The following is a 16,152-nucleotide window of genomic DNA, read 5'->3' as shown; positions in this document are numbered from 1 at the left end:
ATCTCGGCAATATAGAACAAAACCCCGAAAGGAAAACAGATGAGCCAATATCTTGAAGCACTGCGGCAGGCGATGGTCATTTACCCGATGATCGTCGTCCTGTTTACGGTGCCATACATCGCATGGAGTTATCATAAATATGGATCGGTCCTCAGTTTACGGGTTCTGATCGTGTACAGCTTTCTTCTGTACCTTCTCTGCGTCTATTGCCTTGTCATTCTACCGTTGCCTACGCCAGAAAAGGCCGCCACTCTGCATGGGCATAAGGCGCAGCTTATCCCGTTTTCTTTTCTTGCCGATATAGTCAAGCAAGCAGAAATCCAACCTGGACAGCCTGCCAGCTGGCTTCACATTTTCACAGGCAGCGCCTTCTGGACAACCATTTTCAATCTATTTATGACGATGCCGTTTGGCGTCTATCTGAGATACTACTTTTGTTATCACTGGCGCAAAACATTACGGTTGTCCTTTTTATTATCTTTGTTTTTCGAGCTGACCCAGCTCAGCGGTCTGTATTTTGTCTATCCGGGCAGCTACCGCCTGTTTGATGTGGATGACCTGATCGTTAACACAGCGGGCAGCATGATTGGATTCGCTTTGGCCGGACCGGTGAGCCGTCTACTGCCCACCCGGCAAGAGTTGGATACCGTCAGTTTCCAACGGGGTGCTTCCATATCCTTTACGCGACGCGTTTTTGCCTTTCTGGCCGACATGGCTTGCCTGATCTTTGCATCGTGCATCCTGGCCGTGTTCGTAGTCCCGTTTGGAATTACCCTTTCCATTCAATGGCTGCCAGTTCTATTTCTTCTGTACTTTGGGCTGCTTCCTGCTTTTTGTCACGGGCAGACTCCAGGTAAGCGGCTGACACGAATGAAAATCGTGCAAGCGAACAGCGACACAGCGCATTGGTATCAATACTTTTTTCGCTATGGCCTGCTGATAACTGGTCTGGTCGGGGTTCCATACTGGTTGAACCGGCTGCTGTTTATTCTGATGAATGTACTACACCTGGACAGCCTGGCATCTCTTGTACTTCACGGATTGCTGGTCGGCGGGTATCTGTTCTGGCTATTCTTTGCCGGGATTCGAATGGCCCTGCATAAGCTCTTGTTCTACGAGCGATGGTCACGGACAAAGTTAGTAAGTACAGTAAAACGCGTATAAAATCAGACTTTGTAAGATAGGGACGGGAGTGACTGGCAAGCTATGCCTGTGGCTATCCAGATAGCCACACGCGCTTGTTGAGGGAAGTCCCCCAAGCCCCCTTTGAACACAGATTTTCAATCTGTGGCTGCGCGTTCTTGCGAACGCTTTTGGCCATAGCCAGTTCACTGCTGGATGCGGCCCTGTGCGCCGAGATCAGCAGGAGCCGGGACGAGGTGAAACACTGCGTCGAGTGCGGGGCCGTGTTCACGCCGAAGTCCAGCCGGGCCAAATACTGCCCGGATTGCGCGGCGCGGGTACGCCGGAAGAAAGAGGCTGAACGGCAGCGGCAAAAATACTGGCAGCTTTCCGGGCTTTGAAATGCGTAGAAAACAACCCATAAGAAAGCGCCGGACGCGGCGGCCTGCTGGCCCTGCGCCCGGCGTTTTCTCATAGGCTGTCCTTTAGGATGGCCCGGATCAGCTTGTTTTGCAAGCGGTGTTTCATGTACTCGTCCACCCGCACATGAGGCGTTCCGTCCAGCTCGTAGAGCGTCTGGGTACACAGCTTGTTCATGTAGCCGTCGTAGTACCGCAAGATGCGCTCCATTGCCAGCGGATCACCGGCGCGGGCCTTTGCAAAGACTGACAGGGGTAGAAGCACCCTGCCGTGGAATGTGGGCTGCTTCATTTTGCGTTCCTCCCTCCGCTGTCCTCCAATCTCTGCCGTAGTTCGTTCAAAGTCTTTGTGCGGCGGCACTGGACGGCGCTGCGGGACATCTCCACAAGGCCGCCGATCTCGCCGTCCGCCATAGCCGCAACGAAGCGCAGAATTAAAATCTGCTGCTCCTGCTCCGGCAGGCTGGCAAAGGCTCCGGCCACCAGCTCGTCCCGGATATGTAGGTCATAGCCAAAGGCCGAGAATGTAAAGCTGTCGCTACCCCGTTGTATTCTGTCGAAACGCTCTTTGCTTCATGGCGGCTCCCTCCGTGGGCCGCCGATCCTGCCAACGTCAGGGTGTTGTTCTTTGTAATGGCACAGAATACGGCGGCCTTGATTTATTCAAAACCGCCATGCTTTAGTTAGGCGCAGGAAAAGGGCTGCTGTACGACGGCTTTTTTTCTTTGCCGTCGTCCGGCAGAAATTGGGGTATCTTTATTTTGATATTATTTTAAGGCCCAATTCTCGCAGAAATCTCGCAGGGAAACAGGTTTTGACAAAATTCCCCCCTTGAAATCTCACAAGTTTGTGACATTTCAAAATTTCAGAATGATAGCTTGTCGTTCCTGTCCACAAAAGATAAGATAAAAGAAATTCCCAAAAAGCACTTCATCGTGAGGTTTCTGTGACATTTGATTGGTACACTATAAAGAAAAGGATGTGAGCGAATGAGAATTTTAGTGGTTGAAGATGACCGCCTTTTGAATAATACCCTTTGCTATAACCTGTCTGCCGCTGGTTATGAAGTCGATGCTGCCCTGACGAAAAGCGTTGCCGAACGGTTTTGCAGAAAACAAGAGTATGATTTGATTGTCCTTGACATCAACCTGCCGGACGGCAATGGGTTTGATTTTTGCCGAGATATTAAGGAAAGCCGCCCGGACACTGCTGTAATCTTCCTGACGGCAAATGATATGGAAAGTGATATGCTCAAAGGCTACGAGCTGGGGGCCGATGATTATGTGACAAAGCCTTTCCCCATGAGCGTATTTCAGAAAAAGGTGGCTGCGCTGCTGGCCCGGATCAGAAAGCAATCTGGCGGCGACTTTTACAATGACGGCAACCTGTTTATCAACTTTACGGAAATGACCGCAACGCGGGGCGGGGAAAGCATCTCTTTTACCCCGATGGAATACCGGCTTTTGAAAGTGCTGACGAAAAATCCGCAGATTGTTTTGACCCGGCAGGTGCTATTGGAAAAGCTGTGGGATATTGACGGGAATTTTGTGGATGAACACGCGCTGACTTCCACAATCAGCCGGGTACGAAGCAAAATTGAAAATCCAGACCATGCCTATATCAAAACCGTCTACGGCATGGGCTATATGTGGATTGGGGGCGGTAACAAATGAGGACGGAAAAACTCTCGGTCAATAAAGTGTGTATGGTCGTGTGTGCAGCCCTTTTCCTGCTTTCGGTCGCTATGTCATGTACCATATACTTTTTAACAAGGAACGTATTGGCGCTATGCTGCGGAGTGCTTTATGCGGTTTTCGTTGCCGGGTGTATGGCTGCTTTTCTGGCCTTTGTGCGCCGGAAATTAACGCTTTTTTCGGATGCCCTTTGTAAGCTGCTGGACGATATGATGTCAGCAGATCAGGCCCCGCCGCAGTACACAGAGGAAGAAAACCTGTTTTATAAAATCCAGCACCGGCTTTCCCGGCTCTATGAAGTGCTGCGGGAAAGCAAAAGCAGTATTGCAAAGGAACGGGCCGACTTGCAGGAATTGATTTCGGACATCTCCCATCAGGTCAAAACGCCGATTGCAAACCTGAAAATGCTGGATGCCACTTTGTTGGAACAAACTGTAACGCCGGAAAAACAGAGAGAATTTCTTCTGGCGATGGACAGCCAGTTAGACAAGCTGGATTTTCTCATGCAGGCAATGATTAAAACATCACGGCTGGAAGCCGGGGTGATTGCTTTGGAGCCGAAGCCGCAGGCCATCTATGATACTCTCGCCGCGGCGCTGGGCGGTATTCTGTTGAACGCAGAGCAGAAAAAGATTGCGGTCACGGTAGATTGCCCGGAAACGGTATCTGCGGCCCATGATCGGAAATGGACAACCGAAGCCCTGTTCAACATTCTGGATAATGCAGTGAAGTACACGCCAGAGGGTGGGAAAATCCATGTGGCTGTGGTGTGCTGGGAGATGTATGTGAAAATTGATATTTCCGATACTGGCATTGGTATTCCAGAACAACATCAAGGAACGATTTTCAAGCGGTTCTACCGTGAGGACAGGGTACATGATGCCCCCGGCATTGGGATCGGCCTGTATCTTGCCCGTGAGATTATCACCCGGCAAGGGGGCTTTATCCGTGTTGCCTCGGAAGTTGGCTCTGGCTCCACCTTTTCGGTGTTCCTGCCCCATTCTTGAAATGTCACAGGATTGTGACATTTCAAGGCGATTTAAGGGAAAATTCAAGAACCGCCGTGACATTTCTGCGAGGTTTCCCCTTTACAATGGAACCATCAAAAAGAAAGGTGGTAGAACTTATGCCTATTTTACAGACAACAGATTTGAAAAAATACTATGGGGATGAGCCGAACATTACAAAGGCTCTGGATGGCGTTTCTCTCTCGGTAGAACACGGGGAATTTGTCGCTATCGTTGGCACATCCGGCAGCGGCAAGTCCACGCTGCTGAACATGATCGGCGGTCTGGATGTCCCCACTTCCGGCAAGGTCATTGTGGATGGCAAAGACCTGTCTACTCTGAATGACGAGCAGCTTACCATTTTCCGCAGGCGGAAAATCGGCTTTATCTTCCAGAACTACAACCTCGTCCCCGTTCTCAATGTCTATGAAAACATTGCCTTGCCCGTGGAACTGGACGGCGACAAAGTAGACAAGAAATTCATGCAGGAAGTCGTTCGGATGTTGGCCTTGGAAGATAAGCTGAACAATATGCCGAACAATCTTTCCGGCGGCCAGCAGCAGCGCGTTGCCATTGCCCGCGCCCTGATCTCAAAACCGGCGATTGTGCTGGCAGACGAGCCGACAGGCAACCTTGACAGCCGGACGAGCAGCGATGTCCTCGGCCTGCTAAAAGTCACCAGCCAGAAATTCCATCAAACGCTTGTCATGATTACCCATAATAGCGAGATTGCCCAGCTTGCAGATCGGATTATCCGTATTGAGGACGGTAAGATTGTAAAGTAAGGGGGCAGCTATATGGACGATATTCTCTTTGGGAATAATAACAGGGCTATTATCAAGAAGCTTACGAGCCGAAGTTTTCATAGTAATAAAACACGGAATATAATTGCGGTAATTGCGATTGCCCTGACGACGTTTCTTTTTACTGCCGTATTGACGATTGGCTTAGGAAGTACAGGTACAATCAAATACAACATGGAGAGGATGTTGGGTACACAGGCTGATGCGCTGGTACAAGGGCTGTCAGCAGAACAGTTTGAGCAACTAAAAAACAACTCTATGTTTGAAAAGGTGGGATGTTGGATACCTGTGGCGATTATGAGCAACACGAACCACCTTCCCGTAGAAGTTGATTATGCAGATCAGGCCCAACTGGAACTGCGATTTTTGACCCCGCGAGCCGGTTCTGCTCCCCAAAAGGAAAACGAAGTTTTGGTATCTGCAAATGTACTGGAAGATATGAATATTGAGGAACAAATTGGAGTATCAATCCCGATTGAGTTCTCAATTCAAGACAAAGTTTATCATTTTGATATGGTGGTATCCGGCATTTATGACACACCTCACGAGAAATCCGAGTCAGTTATTGTCTCTCAAGCGTTTATGGAAAGCAATCAGGATATGTTGAGCGAAGCTGCCGAGGGACGAAGTGGATGCGGTATTTATGACGCTGATGTTGTAATGCGGGACACCTACATGGTTCAGGAGTGTATTTCAGAGTTTGTCCTAAGCATAGGCGGCAATCCGGATAATGCTAATGCAGATAACTATGTGAGAATAGCCCCAACTCCCCAAAGTTCCAATGACAGTAATCTGGTAATCTGGCTGGCAGCCGGGGTATTTGGCATCCTATTTATGTTCTGTGGTTATTTGCTTATCTACAATGTATTTGAAATTGCTGTGACGAACGACATCCGGCAGTACGGTTTACTTCGTACCATTGGTACAACATCCAGACAGGTAAAGCGCCTCGTCAACCGTCAAGCATGGTATTTATTTTTAATTGGTACTCCGATTGGTTTGCTTTTGGGCCTCCTGCTTGGTCGCTCTATTCTGCCTGCCGTCATTCAGATTTTTTCAGTCGATTATGGCGGAGATAAAATAGAAGTTGGCGCTCTGCCTTATGTTGCTATCATTGCCGGTGCAATTTTGTTTTCCGGGCTTACTGTCTACATTAGCACCCGAAAGCCTGTGAAAAAAGCATCACAAATATCTCCCATAGAGGCTGTTCGATATGTTGAACAGGCCAATATATCTGTCTTGTCTAAAAATGCAGATAAAGGGGCAATCATTCCACGCATGGCAAAAGCCAATCTTCAGCGAAATAGGCGGAGAACGGCATTTATTGTTGTTTCGCTGACGCTAAGTGTAATATTACTCAATTCAGTATTTGTATTTAGTAATAGCTTCGATGAAGAAGTCTATATTAAAAAGCAGACCCGGAGTGATTTTATAGTTTATAATCCCAGCGTTGCGTTGGCATTTAATGGCAATTTCGGACATGACAGCGGTATTTCAGACAATACCGTTTCCGAGATTGGACAACAGTCGGGAGTAACAAATGAAGTCAAACTGTACCGTAATACATTTGAAGATGATAATATTGCTTGCGATTGGGGTATCTCATACCCCGTTGATAACACATATAAATATGTTTCTGTCCTCCCGGACTTCCTTGATTGGGGATATAATGACAATTTTGGTTATGCTGCGCTTACCTCTGATAATCTTCCGTTAGGAAATGTGTTTGGTTTCTCTGAAAATCTGTTGCAGAGAATAGGCATTATCGAGGGTGAAACGGATCTGGCGCTCCTAAAAGAAAAGTTATGGAACGGAAACAATGTAATTTTAATGGCAAGTTATGATAATAGCGGCAACTTGGACGGCGCAGACGATCCTCAATATGCCGGGGTGTCTGTCGGTGATACTATTCAGTTTTACGAAAACGGGACACCGACAAAAATGTTTACGGTTATAGCGAAGGCTGCGGCTACGGATAGTGAAATTACTCTCGCAGGCGGTGGCTCAAATATCGCAACAGATGTAGGTGGGCCTATGATTTATATGTCCGAGGACAATTTCAAAGAAATTTACGAAACACCAACCCTATATGGTTTTCTCTTTGATGTAGAGGATGAATACCAACAGGAAATGGAAAACTATTTGGCGCAGAATACAGATATTTCTTATTCCTCTGCGTCAACATTACGAACCACCATTTTAAGCCTCAAAAACGTGGTATTACTGATTGGCGGGATGATTGGAGCTATTTTTGCTTTAGTGGGACTAATTAACTTCACTAACTTAATTATGACGAATATTATTACCCGGCGGCATGAGTTTGCCATCATGCAGAGTATTGGTATGACAAACAGACAGCTTCGGCAACTGCTGATTTTGGAAAGTATATCTTATGTAATGCGGGCCGGAGTTGTAGGAATTTTAACCTCTTGCGTGATGGGGTTCACCCTGATAAAGATACTCGTAGAAAATGGCCCAACCAACTTTATGATGTCGTTTCAAATGACGCTATTCCCTGCAATTATTATTCTGGTTTTCTTTGGGGCGTTAGCGTTTACGATACCTGTTATCGCGCTTCAATTCTTCAATAATCACAGCATTGTAGAGCGTTTGAAAGTGCAGGAATGAAAGGAGTGATCGTACATGAATGATATTCTGTTTGGCAACAACAACATGGCCGTGATCAAACGTCTTTCAAAGAGATATTTTAAGAAAAACAAAGTACGGAATATCGCCGCAATTTTAGCCATTTTTCTGACGGCTTTCCTGTTTACCTCTATTATATCTCTTGCCTTTAGCATGGTATCTTCGCTTCAACTCTCCATGCAGATGCAAAAAGGAAGTAAGGCAGACGGCGACATTCGCTATATGACCGAAGAACAATATGAGCAGCTTATCAACAGCGATTTTGTTGAACAGGCCGGATGCAGGCGGGTTATTGGTTTTGCAACAAATTCGCCCGGACACAGCATTGAAATTGATTATGCCGACGCCATCCAGCAGGAATTGACTTTCTGTGTGCCGACACACGGGGATGCTCCGCAAGCGGCAAATGAGATTTCCACCAGCGATCTTGCTTTGGAAGCCTTGGGAGTGGAAGCCGAAATTGGCGCACAGGTTCCCGTTGAATTTGAGTTGCGGGGGCAGACCTATCATTTCGATATGGTTCTTTCCGGCTGGTGGGAAGCAGCGAACGATGTTAGCAGCCTAATGATCGTGTCAGAGAGTTTCGTTGAGGAAAACCCAGATTTATTCCGTAACACCTTTGCCGAAGATAGAGAAATGGCTGGCACCTATCTGTCCGATGTCGTTTTGAAAAACAAGACAGATGTAAGGGGACAGTTACAGGAGTTTGCCCGTTCTGTCGGCGGGAACACCGACGATATGAGTGCAAGCAATTATATTCTCTGTGCAGAGAACGATGTAACCGTACAATCCATAGATCCGCTAATGGCAGTTGCCGTTGTAGGATTTGTTCTTCTCTTTATGGCCTGTGGGTACTTGCTGATTTATAATATTTTCGATATTTCTGTCATGCAGGATGTTCAGCAGTATGGGCTTCTTCGGACAATCGGATGTTCTACCCGGCAGATCAAAAGGCTGGTGAACCGTCAGGCTGTTTGGCTGACGGTGATTGGTCTGCCCATCGGCTTGGTTGCAGGATTTCTCGTGAGTTGGGTGCTGCTCCCCGTTGTCACGGAGTTTTTAAGAGCTAACTATTGGGACACAGCCGAAGTATCGGTATCTCCGCTGATTTTTGTGATAGCCGCCCTGTTTACCATCGTGACTGTATTTATCAGCACCCGGAAACCCGCAAAAAAGGCAGCAAAGGTATCTCCGTTAGAGGCGATCCGCTATACCGGGCAGGAAAATATCAAGAAGAAAGAAACAAAACGGACACATGGGGCAAAGCTGCCCCGCATGGCCCTTGCAAATTTAGGACGGAGTAAGCGGCGCACAGTTTTCATTGTGATTTCCATGCTCTTGTGTATTGTCTTGCTTAATTCTGCTTTTGTAATTACTCAAAGTATGGATGAAAATAAATGGATCAGCCGTCAAACAAAAACAGATTATACTGTCTACAATTCTGTTGCCGTCAATCAAACTGCTCCGTTTATGTATCACGAGGATGGACTGCCTTTGGCTGTGCCGGAATTGATAAACCAACAAGCCGGAGTGGAAAATGGGCGATACTTGTATCGGAACACCATAGATGATACAGATGTGACGGTGGATTACGGTATTGATTATACTTTCTTAGGAACTGAAACCAATGAAAGAGGACAGACTGATGCTTATGGGGACAGAGCATCTGTAACGATTGTACCAGGCGACGAAAATCAATGGTATGGAAATGTTTTTGGCGTATCGGATGCATTTTGGGATGATATAACGATTTATGACGGAGAGAAAAATATTGACACGCTCAAACAGAAGATGCACACCGGGGAATATGTGATTATTGGCTATTACATGGATTTTCTGACCGGTGAACCGGACTTTGGGGCATTTGGCAAACAATATCAAATGGGTGATCTTCTATCGTTCTATAAAAATGGAGAGCTGGTAAAAACCTGTGAGGTTCTTGCAATCGCCAATCTTGCTGCTAATGAATTTGAAACCTCTGCGGGTGCTCTCTCTGCTGCGCGCATAGGTGGGGACGCGCCATTTGTTTATATGACAGATGAAATGTTCGGACAGCTTTATGATACCCCCACTCTATTCAGCTATGGATTTAATGCCGCAGACGGTTACGAGCAGCAGATTGACGGATTTCTGAATGATTTTACAAGCAACAATTCGTCTGTTTCCTATACTTCTACGGCGCTAATGAAACAGCAGCTTGCTTCTGTCGGGAATATCGTATTGCTTGTAGGTGGTATGATTGGTGTGATTATGGCTTTTGCCGGGTTAATCAACTTTACCAATATGATGATTACCAACATTATCACCCGCCGCCATGAATTTGCTACCATGCAGAGCATCGGCATGACAAACCGCCAGCTTCGCCGTATGATGATTTATGAGGGGCTTTACTATGCGGGAGCCGCCGATATAGTCGGTATCATTTTTGCAGCTATGATTGGCCTGACCGTCCTGAAAAGTGTTTTGAACTCGTCCTCGATGTGGTACTTCACGCTGCATTTCACTTTGGTTCCGGCATTGATTATCGCACTGGTATATCTGCTCTTGGCGGCGGTGATCCCGGTCATTGTCCTGCGCTTCTTCAACAAGGGTACTGTTGTGGAACGCTTGCGGACATCGGAATAAGCCTTCCTGTCTACGCATTTAGGCCGGTAAAAAGACCACTATTTCAAGGCTTTCCCATCATGGTCGGCGGGCAGGCGGGACAGATTATCCAATCCCCACCAGAGAGGGCTTCTAAATGCGTAGAAAAATGTTTCCGCCGCTGGTATTTCTCCCGGTTCTGTGTTATGCTGATACAAGCATAAAAAAGACAGGAGTGTACAGGATGCCCGAACAGGAAATGTTGCTGGACAGCGCCACGATCAAGGCCGCCGTCGCAGGCGAGAAGTGGGCTACGGAAAAAGTGATTGAACACTATGCCCCAATGATCGACGAGCTGGCCGTTGACGAGGATATGAAACAGCATTTGATTATGAAACTGTTGGAAGCCCTGCCGAATTTCCCAATGGAGCAGGCATAAAGGCAAAAAAACAGCGCCGGACGCAGAGGCCATACAGCCCCCGCGCCCGGCTTTTCGCTTTACCAAGGTTATCAACGGTTCTGCTTCTGATCACGTTCTTTCTCAATCTGTTTTCCAGCCTCAAAGCTCAGGACCCGATCCACATTGTTCTTGACAGTCAGCAACTCCCGCATGGCGGCGCGGGCCTGCCGGTACTCGCCGTAAGCCTTTTTCTTGTCCGCCAGCAGTTGGGCATACTCGGTCTGAAGCTCCTTGATGGTGGGCAGCTTCTTCACGTTCAGCTCGTTGAAGGCTTCCTTGGCGGCCTGGTGCAGCAAGATTTCCTCCTCATGCTCCTGCCGGAATTTCTTTGAATACCCGGCCTTGCGGTAGGCTACATAGGTGTCGCGGGTTTTAGCGTAGTTGACGATATGGGTGCGCAGCACGGCGATCTCGGCCATGCGCTTCTCGGCGGCCTTGATCTGATCGGACAATGCATTGTAGCAGGCCGTTGCCTCTGCTGTTTTGGCTTCCAAATCGGCATAATCCAGCAGCCCGTGTTCGGACAGATAGTTGAGGGTCTGCGCCATCTGTTTGAGGTTGAACACCTTGGCCCAGCGGGCATACCCGGCACCTTTCCCAGCCTGGAGTTTTGCCTGGATGTCCACCAGCAGATTGACCTTGGGCGGAGCGGCTGGCACGGCGGGTTGCTTGCGGGGCGTATGCTCTTTCTGACCGGAAAGGACCGCCAACAGATCGCCCAGCGTGTAGCCGTCCCCCAGCCGGTCAAAGCGGACGTTGTTGCCCCAGCCCTCCGCGCCGATGGAGATGGTTTTTCCGCGCCGGTGAACGGTAAAGCCGTCCTGCTCCAGCAGACGCAACAGTTCCTCCAGGCTGGCCGGTTTCTGCGCCAGTGCCCGGTCAATGGCCTGACGCAGCTGCTCCTTGTGGGAGGGCTTTACCGCATCGCCCAGCCACTTGTTGTAGCTCTGGCCGCGCCGCTTGGGAGCCTCCACAATGGAGTAACCGTTCTCGATGCAGATGGTATCGCTCAGGCGGTGGACGGCGCGGGTGCTGCCCCAAAAGTTGCGGAACTTGCGGTCACACTCCAGCGTGGTGGAGTTCCAGATAATATGGTTGTGGGTGTGAGATTTGTCGATGTGGGTGCAGACGATGAAAGCGTGCTTACCCTTGGTGAAGCGCCGAGCCAGCTCCACGCCCAGTCGGTTGGCTTCCTCCGGCGTGATCTCGCCCGGCACAAAGGACTGCCGCAGATGGTAGGCGATCACGTCGTCCGCACCGCGCACCCGGCCGGTGCGGGCGGCGTAGGTCTGCTTGTCCAGCAGGAACTGCGCGTCGGCCACGCGGCTGTCACATTGGTAGCTGGTAATGAGCCTACCGTGGTCGGTCTTTTCTGGATTTTTTACATAGTCGATGATGTCGCTGATCGCCTTGCCGACCGTGCGGCCCTTGCCGGCGTGCAGCGGTATGATGCGGGTGGTGGCCATGTGGGTGCCCTCCTTCCTCAAAAATTAAGATAGCAACAGGCAAAAGAAAAAGGACGGCTCTGTAAAAGCTGTCCTTGTTTCATTGAACTTGGTCTATATTCGATTGCTGCTGCGTTTTCAGTTCTGCAATCCGCTTGCTGTCTACAAAGTGGGTCGCATACCACTTTTCAACTTCCGGGTTGCCGCTTTTGCTGAACCGCAGCGGGATAACCGGCTTATGCCCCTGGCCGTTTTTCTTCTTCACGCCCCATCGCTTGTAGTAACAGAAAGAAGGCTTTAAGCCAGTTTTCTGTGCATACACCCGCATCTGGTGCATGATGAAAGACAGCTTTCGCAAATTGACCGTGCAGACCCGTTCGAGGTAATCTACCTTTCCGAACCGCCAATCCTCATACTTTTGCTTTGGCAGGACGCCAATGTCCATCAACACATCTACCGGGGTGGCGTAACCTCGCCGCTGGCATTGGTGGTAGACCGACGAATGAACTTTCCCAATCAGCTCTTTCTCATTCATGGGCAGAACCATCATTTTTCTCATGCCAGTTTTTCAAGACAGCTTCCACCTGGGCGATCAGCTGCTCCTTGTCCGGCATATAGAGAACATAGCGGGATGCAAAAATGTTGTTGGAAAGACCGCCCAACGCATATTCCGCCGCCACACTATCTTTCTCGGTGCAGAGAATGATGCCGATAGGCGGGTTGTCATCGGGGTCGTTGACTTCGGCGGCATAGTAGTTCAGATACATATTGAGCTGTCCGGCAGCTTCCGGCGTCAGTTTTGTGGTTTTCAGCTCAATCAAAACATACGCCCGCAGGATTTTGTTGTAGAACACCATGTCCACATAATAGTGGGTATTGTTTAATGTAACCCGCTGCTGTGTTCCCACAAACATAAAACCGCGCCCCAGCTCCAGCAGGAACTTTTCGATCTGCGCTACCAGAGCCTTCTCCAAGTCGCTTTCCAACATGGGCTTGTTTTCCGGCATACCCAAAAATTCAAATACATACGGATCGCGGATAATATCGGCTGGCTGGTTGATCTCAATTCCTTTCTGCGCCAGAGAAAGGACCTTTTCTTTATTGGCGTCCCCGTTGGACAGCAGCAGGCGCTCATAAAGAGAGCTGTCAATCTGCCGTTTCAGCTCGCGGACGGACCAGTTGGAATTGACAGCCTCCTTTTCGTAAAAGCTGCGTTTATTTGCATCAGAAATGCTTAAAAGTTCGCAGTAGTGGGACCAGGACAATTTAACAGACACTGTCTGTTGAATTGAGTAGGTCTGATAAAAGCGCCGCATGAACTGAATATTGGAGACCGAAAACCCTTTGCCAAACTCTTTCGTCAGTTCTTTGGATAACTCTTTCAGTGCCTGTTTTCCATATTCAGCTCGGAGCTGGCTTTGCTGCTCGTATTCCACAATCGCACGGCCAATCTGCCAGTAAGTGGACAAAAGTTGGGTGTTGACCTGTTGTGCCACAGTGGTTCTTGCGTTTTTCACCAGCTCCCGGATTTCCTGGACCAACGGATTGTTCGGCGTCAGTTGGTTCGCCATAGAATCCCTCCTTATTTCATCGGCATACCATGCTGCCGGTTTGCTCTTATCTATCAGTATATCTTATTTCTCGCAGAAAGTAAAACGCCAAAAATACACGAAGAAACGTCTTACTCACTTTGCACCGTTACGATAGGGCTAAACTTTCCTTTCGTGCTAATCTTATCTACAAAATTAGCACAAAAGTAAAGTCAAAAATGCCGGGCGCTCACTCCCGGCAATTCTTCATTTCCTATTCAGCCGTACACCGCATCCTGGATCGCAAACCGCAGGTCCTGCACCTTGCTCACCAGCCAGGCGGCAGCCATCGGCAGGCCCACCGGGCTGACCAGGAAAGCGATCACCAACAGGATCACGCCGTTTTGCGGCGAGTAGGTCACCAGCACCGCGACCCCCAGCAGCGCCACCACCGTGGAGGCCAGGCCGAAGATGAAGCTGGACACATACAGCAGGCCGAAGCATACCCATGTGAACAGGGCCAGCGCCAGCACCAATGGCGCGGCAAGGATTTTCAGCCCCAGTTTCAAGATAAACCATACCGCTTTCATTTCAGCGCCCCCTTCCGCCAGTCCAGGTAGGGCTGGCACAGCTTCTCCACGGCTTTTTCATCGGCCTCTGTAACCTCCCGGCGGCCTTTCGTCCGGCGGAGCAATTCAAAGTCCTGGTAATCCGTGAGCAGCAGGTCAAACAGTTCCTCCGGGGTCTGGCAGAGGATGCCGTCCACGCAGTAGCGGGAATCCTTGTTCCAGGTCAATCGGACATAGCCGCGTTTGCACGGAAGGACTTCTTCCTCCGGGTCACGCAGCAGATACTCTTGAAACAACTCCAAGATATTTTCAAATGTCAACATCAGCCTTCACCTCCGTTTCTGATGATATTATCGCTTGTGGTTTGTAAAAGTGCAACGATACGGGCAAAGAAAAAAAGAGGGAGGCCCGGCGCAGCCGCACGCACACGCCGGACATCCCTCAAAGCCGGGGCGTATGCCCCTGTCACGACAGCTTTGCCAGCTGGGTCAATATCCGATGCACCCCATCCCACAAAGTCTCCTGCCTCCGGGATATATCCTCCAGGTCAGCGTCATAAATGCGCCCTGTTTCATGCACGCGGCGGGCCAGCTGGTTCAGGTTGTTGCTGGAATAGCGCATCAGAGACACCATCTCCTTCAGCTCCGGCAGTTCCAGACGCACCACATAGCCGTCCAGGGCCATCTTGCGCAGATAGGCTTCCCGGTTCTTTGTCCCCAGCTGGGCCATCTTCTGCTCGATCAGCGCCAGTTCCTCCGGCGAGACCCGGAAGTTCAGCTGCACCTCCCGTTTGCGCTTGGGGGCGCTCACCGCTCCGGCTCCTTTTTCTTACGAACGGGCGCTTTCTTTTCAGCGGAACGCGGCTCCTGCTTCAGTTGGCGGCGGACCGAAGGGCGGCGCTGGCGCAGCTCTTTGGAACGGTCCTCGCTGGCCAGGATGGTGACATAGATGCCGGGCAGGTCCTTCATGCCGGTGATTGCCAGACTGCGGAACGGCAGCAGCGCCATCAGCTGGTCGTGGGCCTGGGTGCCGGCGCGGGCCAGAAAGTCCGGCGAGACGCGGGCCATGTAGTGGGTGCCGTGGGGGCTGTTGGGTGTACCCGGCGCACGAAGCTCCTGCAAAAGCCGGGCGGCCTCGGCACGGATTTCCTCCGGCGTCAGCGGCTGGAGCCGCAGATAATCCTGCCGCGCCTGGCTCAAGAACAGATCGACCAGGCCGGAGTGGCTGTCCACCACAAAGTCCAGGTTGCGTTCGCCGCCAAAGCCGTCCGGGTTGGGCGGGATGTCCACCGTCCTGGCCCACGTCTTGTTGGCCGGGCTGAAACGCTCATCCCACTCTTTCTGCTGCACGGTGTTTGCCAGCACATAGAGAGTGCGGGTGTAGCCGAACTGCTCGATCACCTGGGGTACCGCGTCCTTGTCCAGCCGGTTGTCCCGGTAATGTTCCGAAATGGACGCCTCGATGGCCTCCTTGCAGGCGATGTTGGCGCGGCGGGACGCCCGGTACAAATCCAGGTCTCCCTGTTCGCGGGCATAGGCGGCGTCGTGCCGGTAGAGCGGCAGTTCCCGCTGGGCGTCCAGCGCCGCCTCGGCCCGCTGTTCGATGCTGTCCCGCACCACATCCATGTAGGAAATTTCCCGGTCAGAAAACTCCTTGTAGACATCGGCCAGCGGGGACGGCGATGCCAGCAGCGCGGCGGCCCGGCTTTGGGGCAGGTCAAGCTCCTCCATCGCCATCAAAATGTCCTCCCGGACCGTGTACTCATAGGTATGCTTTAGAATTTCCTCCGGGGGCTGGCTTTTCAGCCAGTCCCGGAACTTGTCCTGTTCGGCGGCCATCTTTTCATAAAGGGCCGTGTTTTTATCGGTATTCATC

The 16,152-nt window shown here is 50.3% G+C and carries 16 protein-coding genes and 1 pseudogene; 8 read left to right on the top strand and 9 right to left on the bottom strand.

Features of this window, described 5'->3' with window-relative positions:
- The first annotated feature begins 39 nt into the window (after positions 1 to 39).
- Both INF35_RS05455 and INF35_RS13780 read left to right on the top strand, forming a co-directional pair.
- Positions 40 to 1,164, top strand: a complete 1,125-nt coding sequence (locus tag INF35_RS05455) for a VanZ family protein (protein WP_193500465.1) — start codon at positions 40 to 42, stop codon at positions 1,162 to 1,164.
- 170 nt (positions 1,165 to 1,334) lie between these two features.
- Positions 1,335 to 1,523: pseudogene (locus INF35_RS13780) on the top strand (hypothetical protein); the annotation flags it as partial.
- 70 nt (positions 1,524 to 1,593) lie between these two features.
- Here the strand turns inward: INF35_RS13780 and INF35_RS05450 are convergent.
- Both INF35_RS05450 and INF35_RS05445 read right to left on the bottom strand, forming a co-directional pair.
- Positions 1,594 to 1,833 carry a helix-turn-helix domain-containing protein gene (locus INF35_RS05450; protein WP_193500464.1) on the bottom strand — a complete coding sequence of 80 codons (240 nt, stop codon included), beginning with the start codon at positions 1,831 to 1,833 and terminating at the stop codon, positions 1,594 to 1,596.
- Positions 1,830 to 2,024 carry a sigma factor-like helix-turn-helix DNA-binding protein gene (locus INF35_RS05445; protein WP_456237418.1) on the bottom strand — a complete coding sequence of 65 codons (195 nt, stop codon included), beginning with the start codon at positions 2,022 to 2,024 and terminating at the stop codon, positions 1,830 to 1,832. The genes INF35_RS05450 and INF35_RS05445 overlap by 4 nt, the downstream gene beginning before the upstream one ends.
- A gap of 506 nt (positions 2,025 to 2,530) precedes the next feature.
- Between INF35_RS05445 and INF35_RS05440 the strand changes: the two genes are divergently transcribed.
- From INF35_RS05440 to INF35_RS05415, 6 genes are all read left to right on the top strand, one after another.
- A complete protein-coding gene (locus INF35_RS05440; protein WP_193500463.1) occupies positions 2,531 to 3,214 on the top strand; it encodes a response regulator transcription factor in 684 nt (227 codons plus the stop codon).
- A complete protein-coding gene (locus tag INF35_RS05435) occupies positions 3,211 to 4,242 on the top strand; it encodes a sensor histidine kinase (RefSeq protein ID WP_193500462.1) in 1,032 nt (343 codons plus the stop codon). Before INF35_RS05440 ends, INF35_RS05435 begins: the two co-directional genes overlap by 4 nt.
- A 119-nt stretch (positions 4,243 to 4,361) precedes the next feature.
- Positions 4,362 to 5,027, top strand: a complete 666-nt coding sequence (locus tag INF35_RS05430) for an ABC transporter ATP-binding protein (protein WP_193500461.1) — start codon at positions 4,362 to 4,364, stop codon at positions 5,025 to 5,027.
- A 12-nt stretch (positions 5,028 to 5,039) separates the two neighbouring features.
- Positions 5,040 to 7,673: an ABC transporter permease gene (locus INF35_RS05425; protein WP_193500460.1), complete on the top strand. Its 2,634-nt coding sequence runs from the start codon at positions 5,040 to 5,042 to the stop codon at positions 7,671 to 7,673.
- 15 nt (positions 7,674 to 7,688) lie between these two features.
- The gene (locus INF35_RS05420) at positions 7,689 to 10,316 is read left to right on the top strand and encodes an ABC transporter permease (RefSeq protein WP_193500459.1); all 2,628 of its coding nucleotides are present in this window, start codon (positions 7,689 to 7,691) and stop codon (positions 10,314 to 10,316) included.
- Between the two features lie 202 nt (positions 10,317 to 10,518).
- Positions 10,519 to 10,713, top strand: coding sequence for a helix-turn-helix domain-containing protein (locus INF35_RS05415; RefSeq protein WP_193500458.1), 195 nt, complete (start codon positions 10,519 to 10,521; stop codon positions 10,711 to 10,713).
- A 71-nt stretch (positions 10,714 to 10,784) separates the two neighbouring features.
- On the opposite strand, the gene INF35_RS05410 is transcribed toward INF35_RS05415, so the two are convergent.
- The 7 genes from INF35_RS05410 to INF35_RS05380 all read right to left on the bottom strand — a co-directional run bounded on the left by INF35_RS05410 (position 10,785) and on the right by INF35_RS05380 (position 16,151).
- The gene (locus tag INF35_RS05410) at positions 10,785 to 12,200 is read right to left on the bottom strand and encodes a relaxase/mobilization nuclease domain-containing protein (protein WP_193500457.1); all 1,416 of its coding nucleotides are present in this window, start codon (positions 12,198 to 12,200) and stop codon (positions 10,785 to 10,787) included.
- Between the two features lie 79 nt (positions 12,201 to 12,279).
- Positions 12,280 to 12,714 (bottom strand): hypothetical protein, encoded by a 435-nt coding sequence (locus INF35_RS05405; RefSeq protein ID WP_193500456.1) that lies wholly within the window; start codon positions 12,712 to 12,714, stop codon positions 12,280 to 12,282.
- Positions 12,707 to 13,750 (bottom strand): PDDEXK nuclease domain-containing protein, encoded by a 1,044-nt coding sequence (locus INF35_RS05400; RefSeq protein WP_193500455.1) that lies wholly within the window; start codon positions 13,748 to 13,750, stop codon positions 12,707 to 12,709. The genes INF35_RS05405 and INF35_RS05400 overlap by 8 nt, the downstream gene beginning before the upstream one ends.
- Positions 13,751 to 13,986: 236 nt before the next feature.
- Positions 13,987 to 14,298, bottom strand: coding sequence for a CD1845 family protein (locus INF35_RS05395; RefSeq protein WP_193500454.1), 312 nt, complete (start codon positions 14,296 to 14,298; stop codon positions 13,987 to 13,989).
- On the bottom strand, positions 14,295 to 14,600 hold the full coding sequence (locus INF35_RS05390; RefSeq protein WP_087384196.1) for a hypothetical protein: 306 nt from the start codon (positions 14,598 to 14,600) through the stop codon (positions 14,295 to 14,297). The genes INF35_RS05395 and INF35_RS05390 overlap by 4 nt, the downstream gene beginning before the upstream one ends.
- Before the next feature lie 142 nt (positions 14,601 to 14,742).
- The gene (locus tag INF35_RS05385) at positions 14,743 to 15,087 is read right to left on the bottom strand and encodes a plasmid mobilization protein (RefSeq protein ID WP_193500453.1); all 345 of its coding nucleotides are present in this window, start codon (positions 15,085 to 15,087) and stop codon (positions 14,743 to 14,745) included.
- Positions 15,084 to 16,151 (bottom strand): DUF3849 domain-containing protein, encoded by a 1,068-nt coding sequence (locus INF35_RS05380; protein WP_193500452.1) that lies wholly within the window; start codon positions 16,149 to 16,151, stop codon positions 15,084 to 15,086. The genes INF35_RS05385 and INF35_RS05380 overlap by 4 nt, the downstream gene beginning before the upstream one ends.
- Between the last annotated feature and the right edge of the window lies 1 nt (position 16,152).

The organism is Gemmiger gallinarum, from assembly GCF_014982805.1.
Taxonomy (GTDB): domain Bacteria; phylum Bacillota; class Clostridia; order Oscillospirales; family Ruminococcaceae; genus Gemmiger; species Gemmiger gallinarum.
The sequence above is the reverse complement of the archived record's forward strand: the minus strand, read 5'-3'. Positions and strand labels throughout refer to the sequence as shown.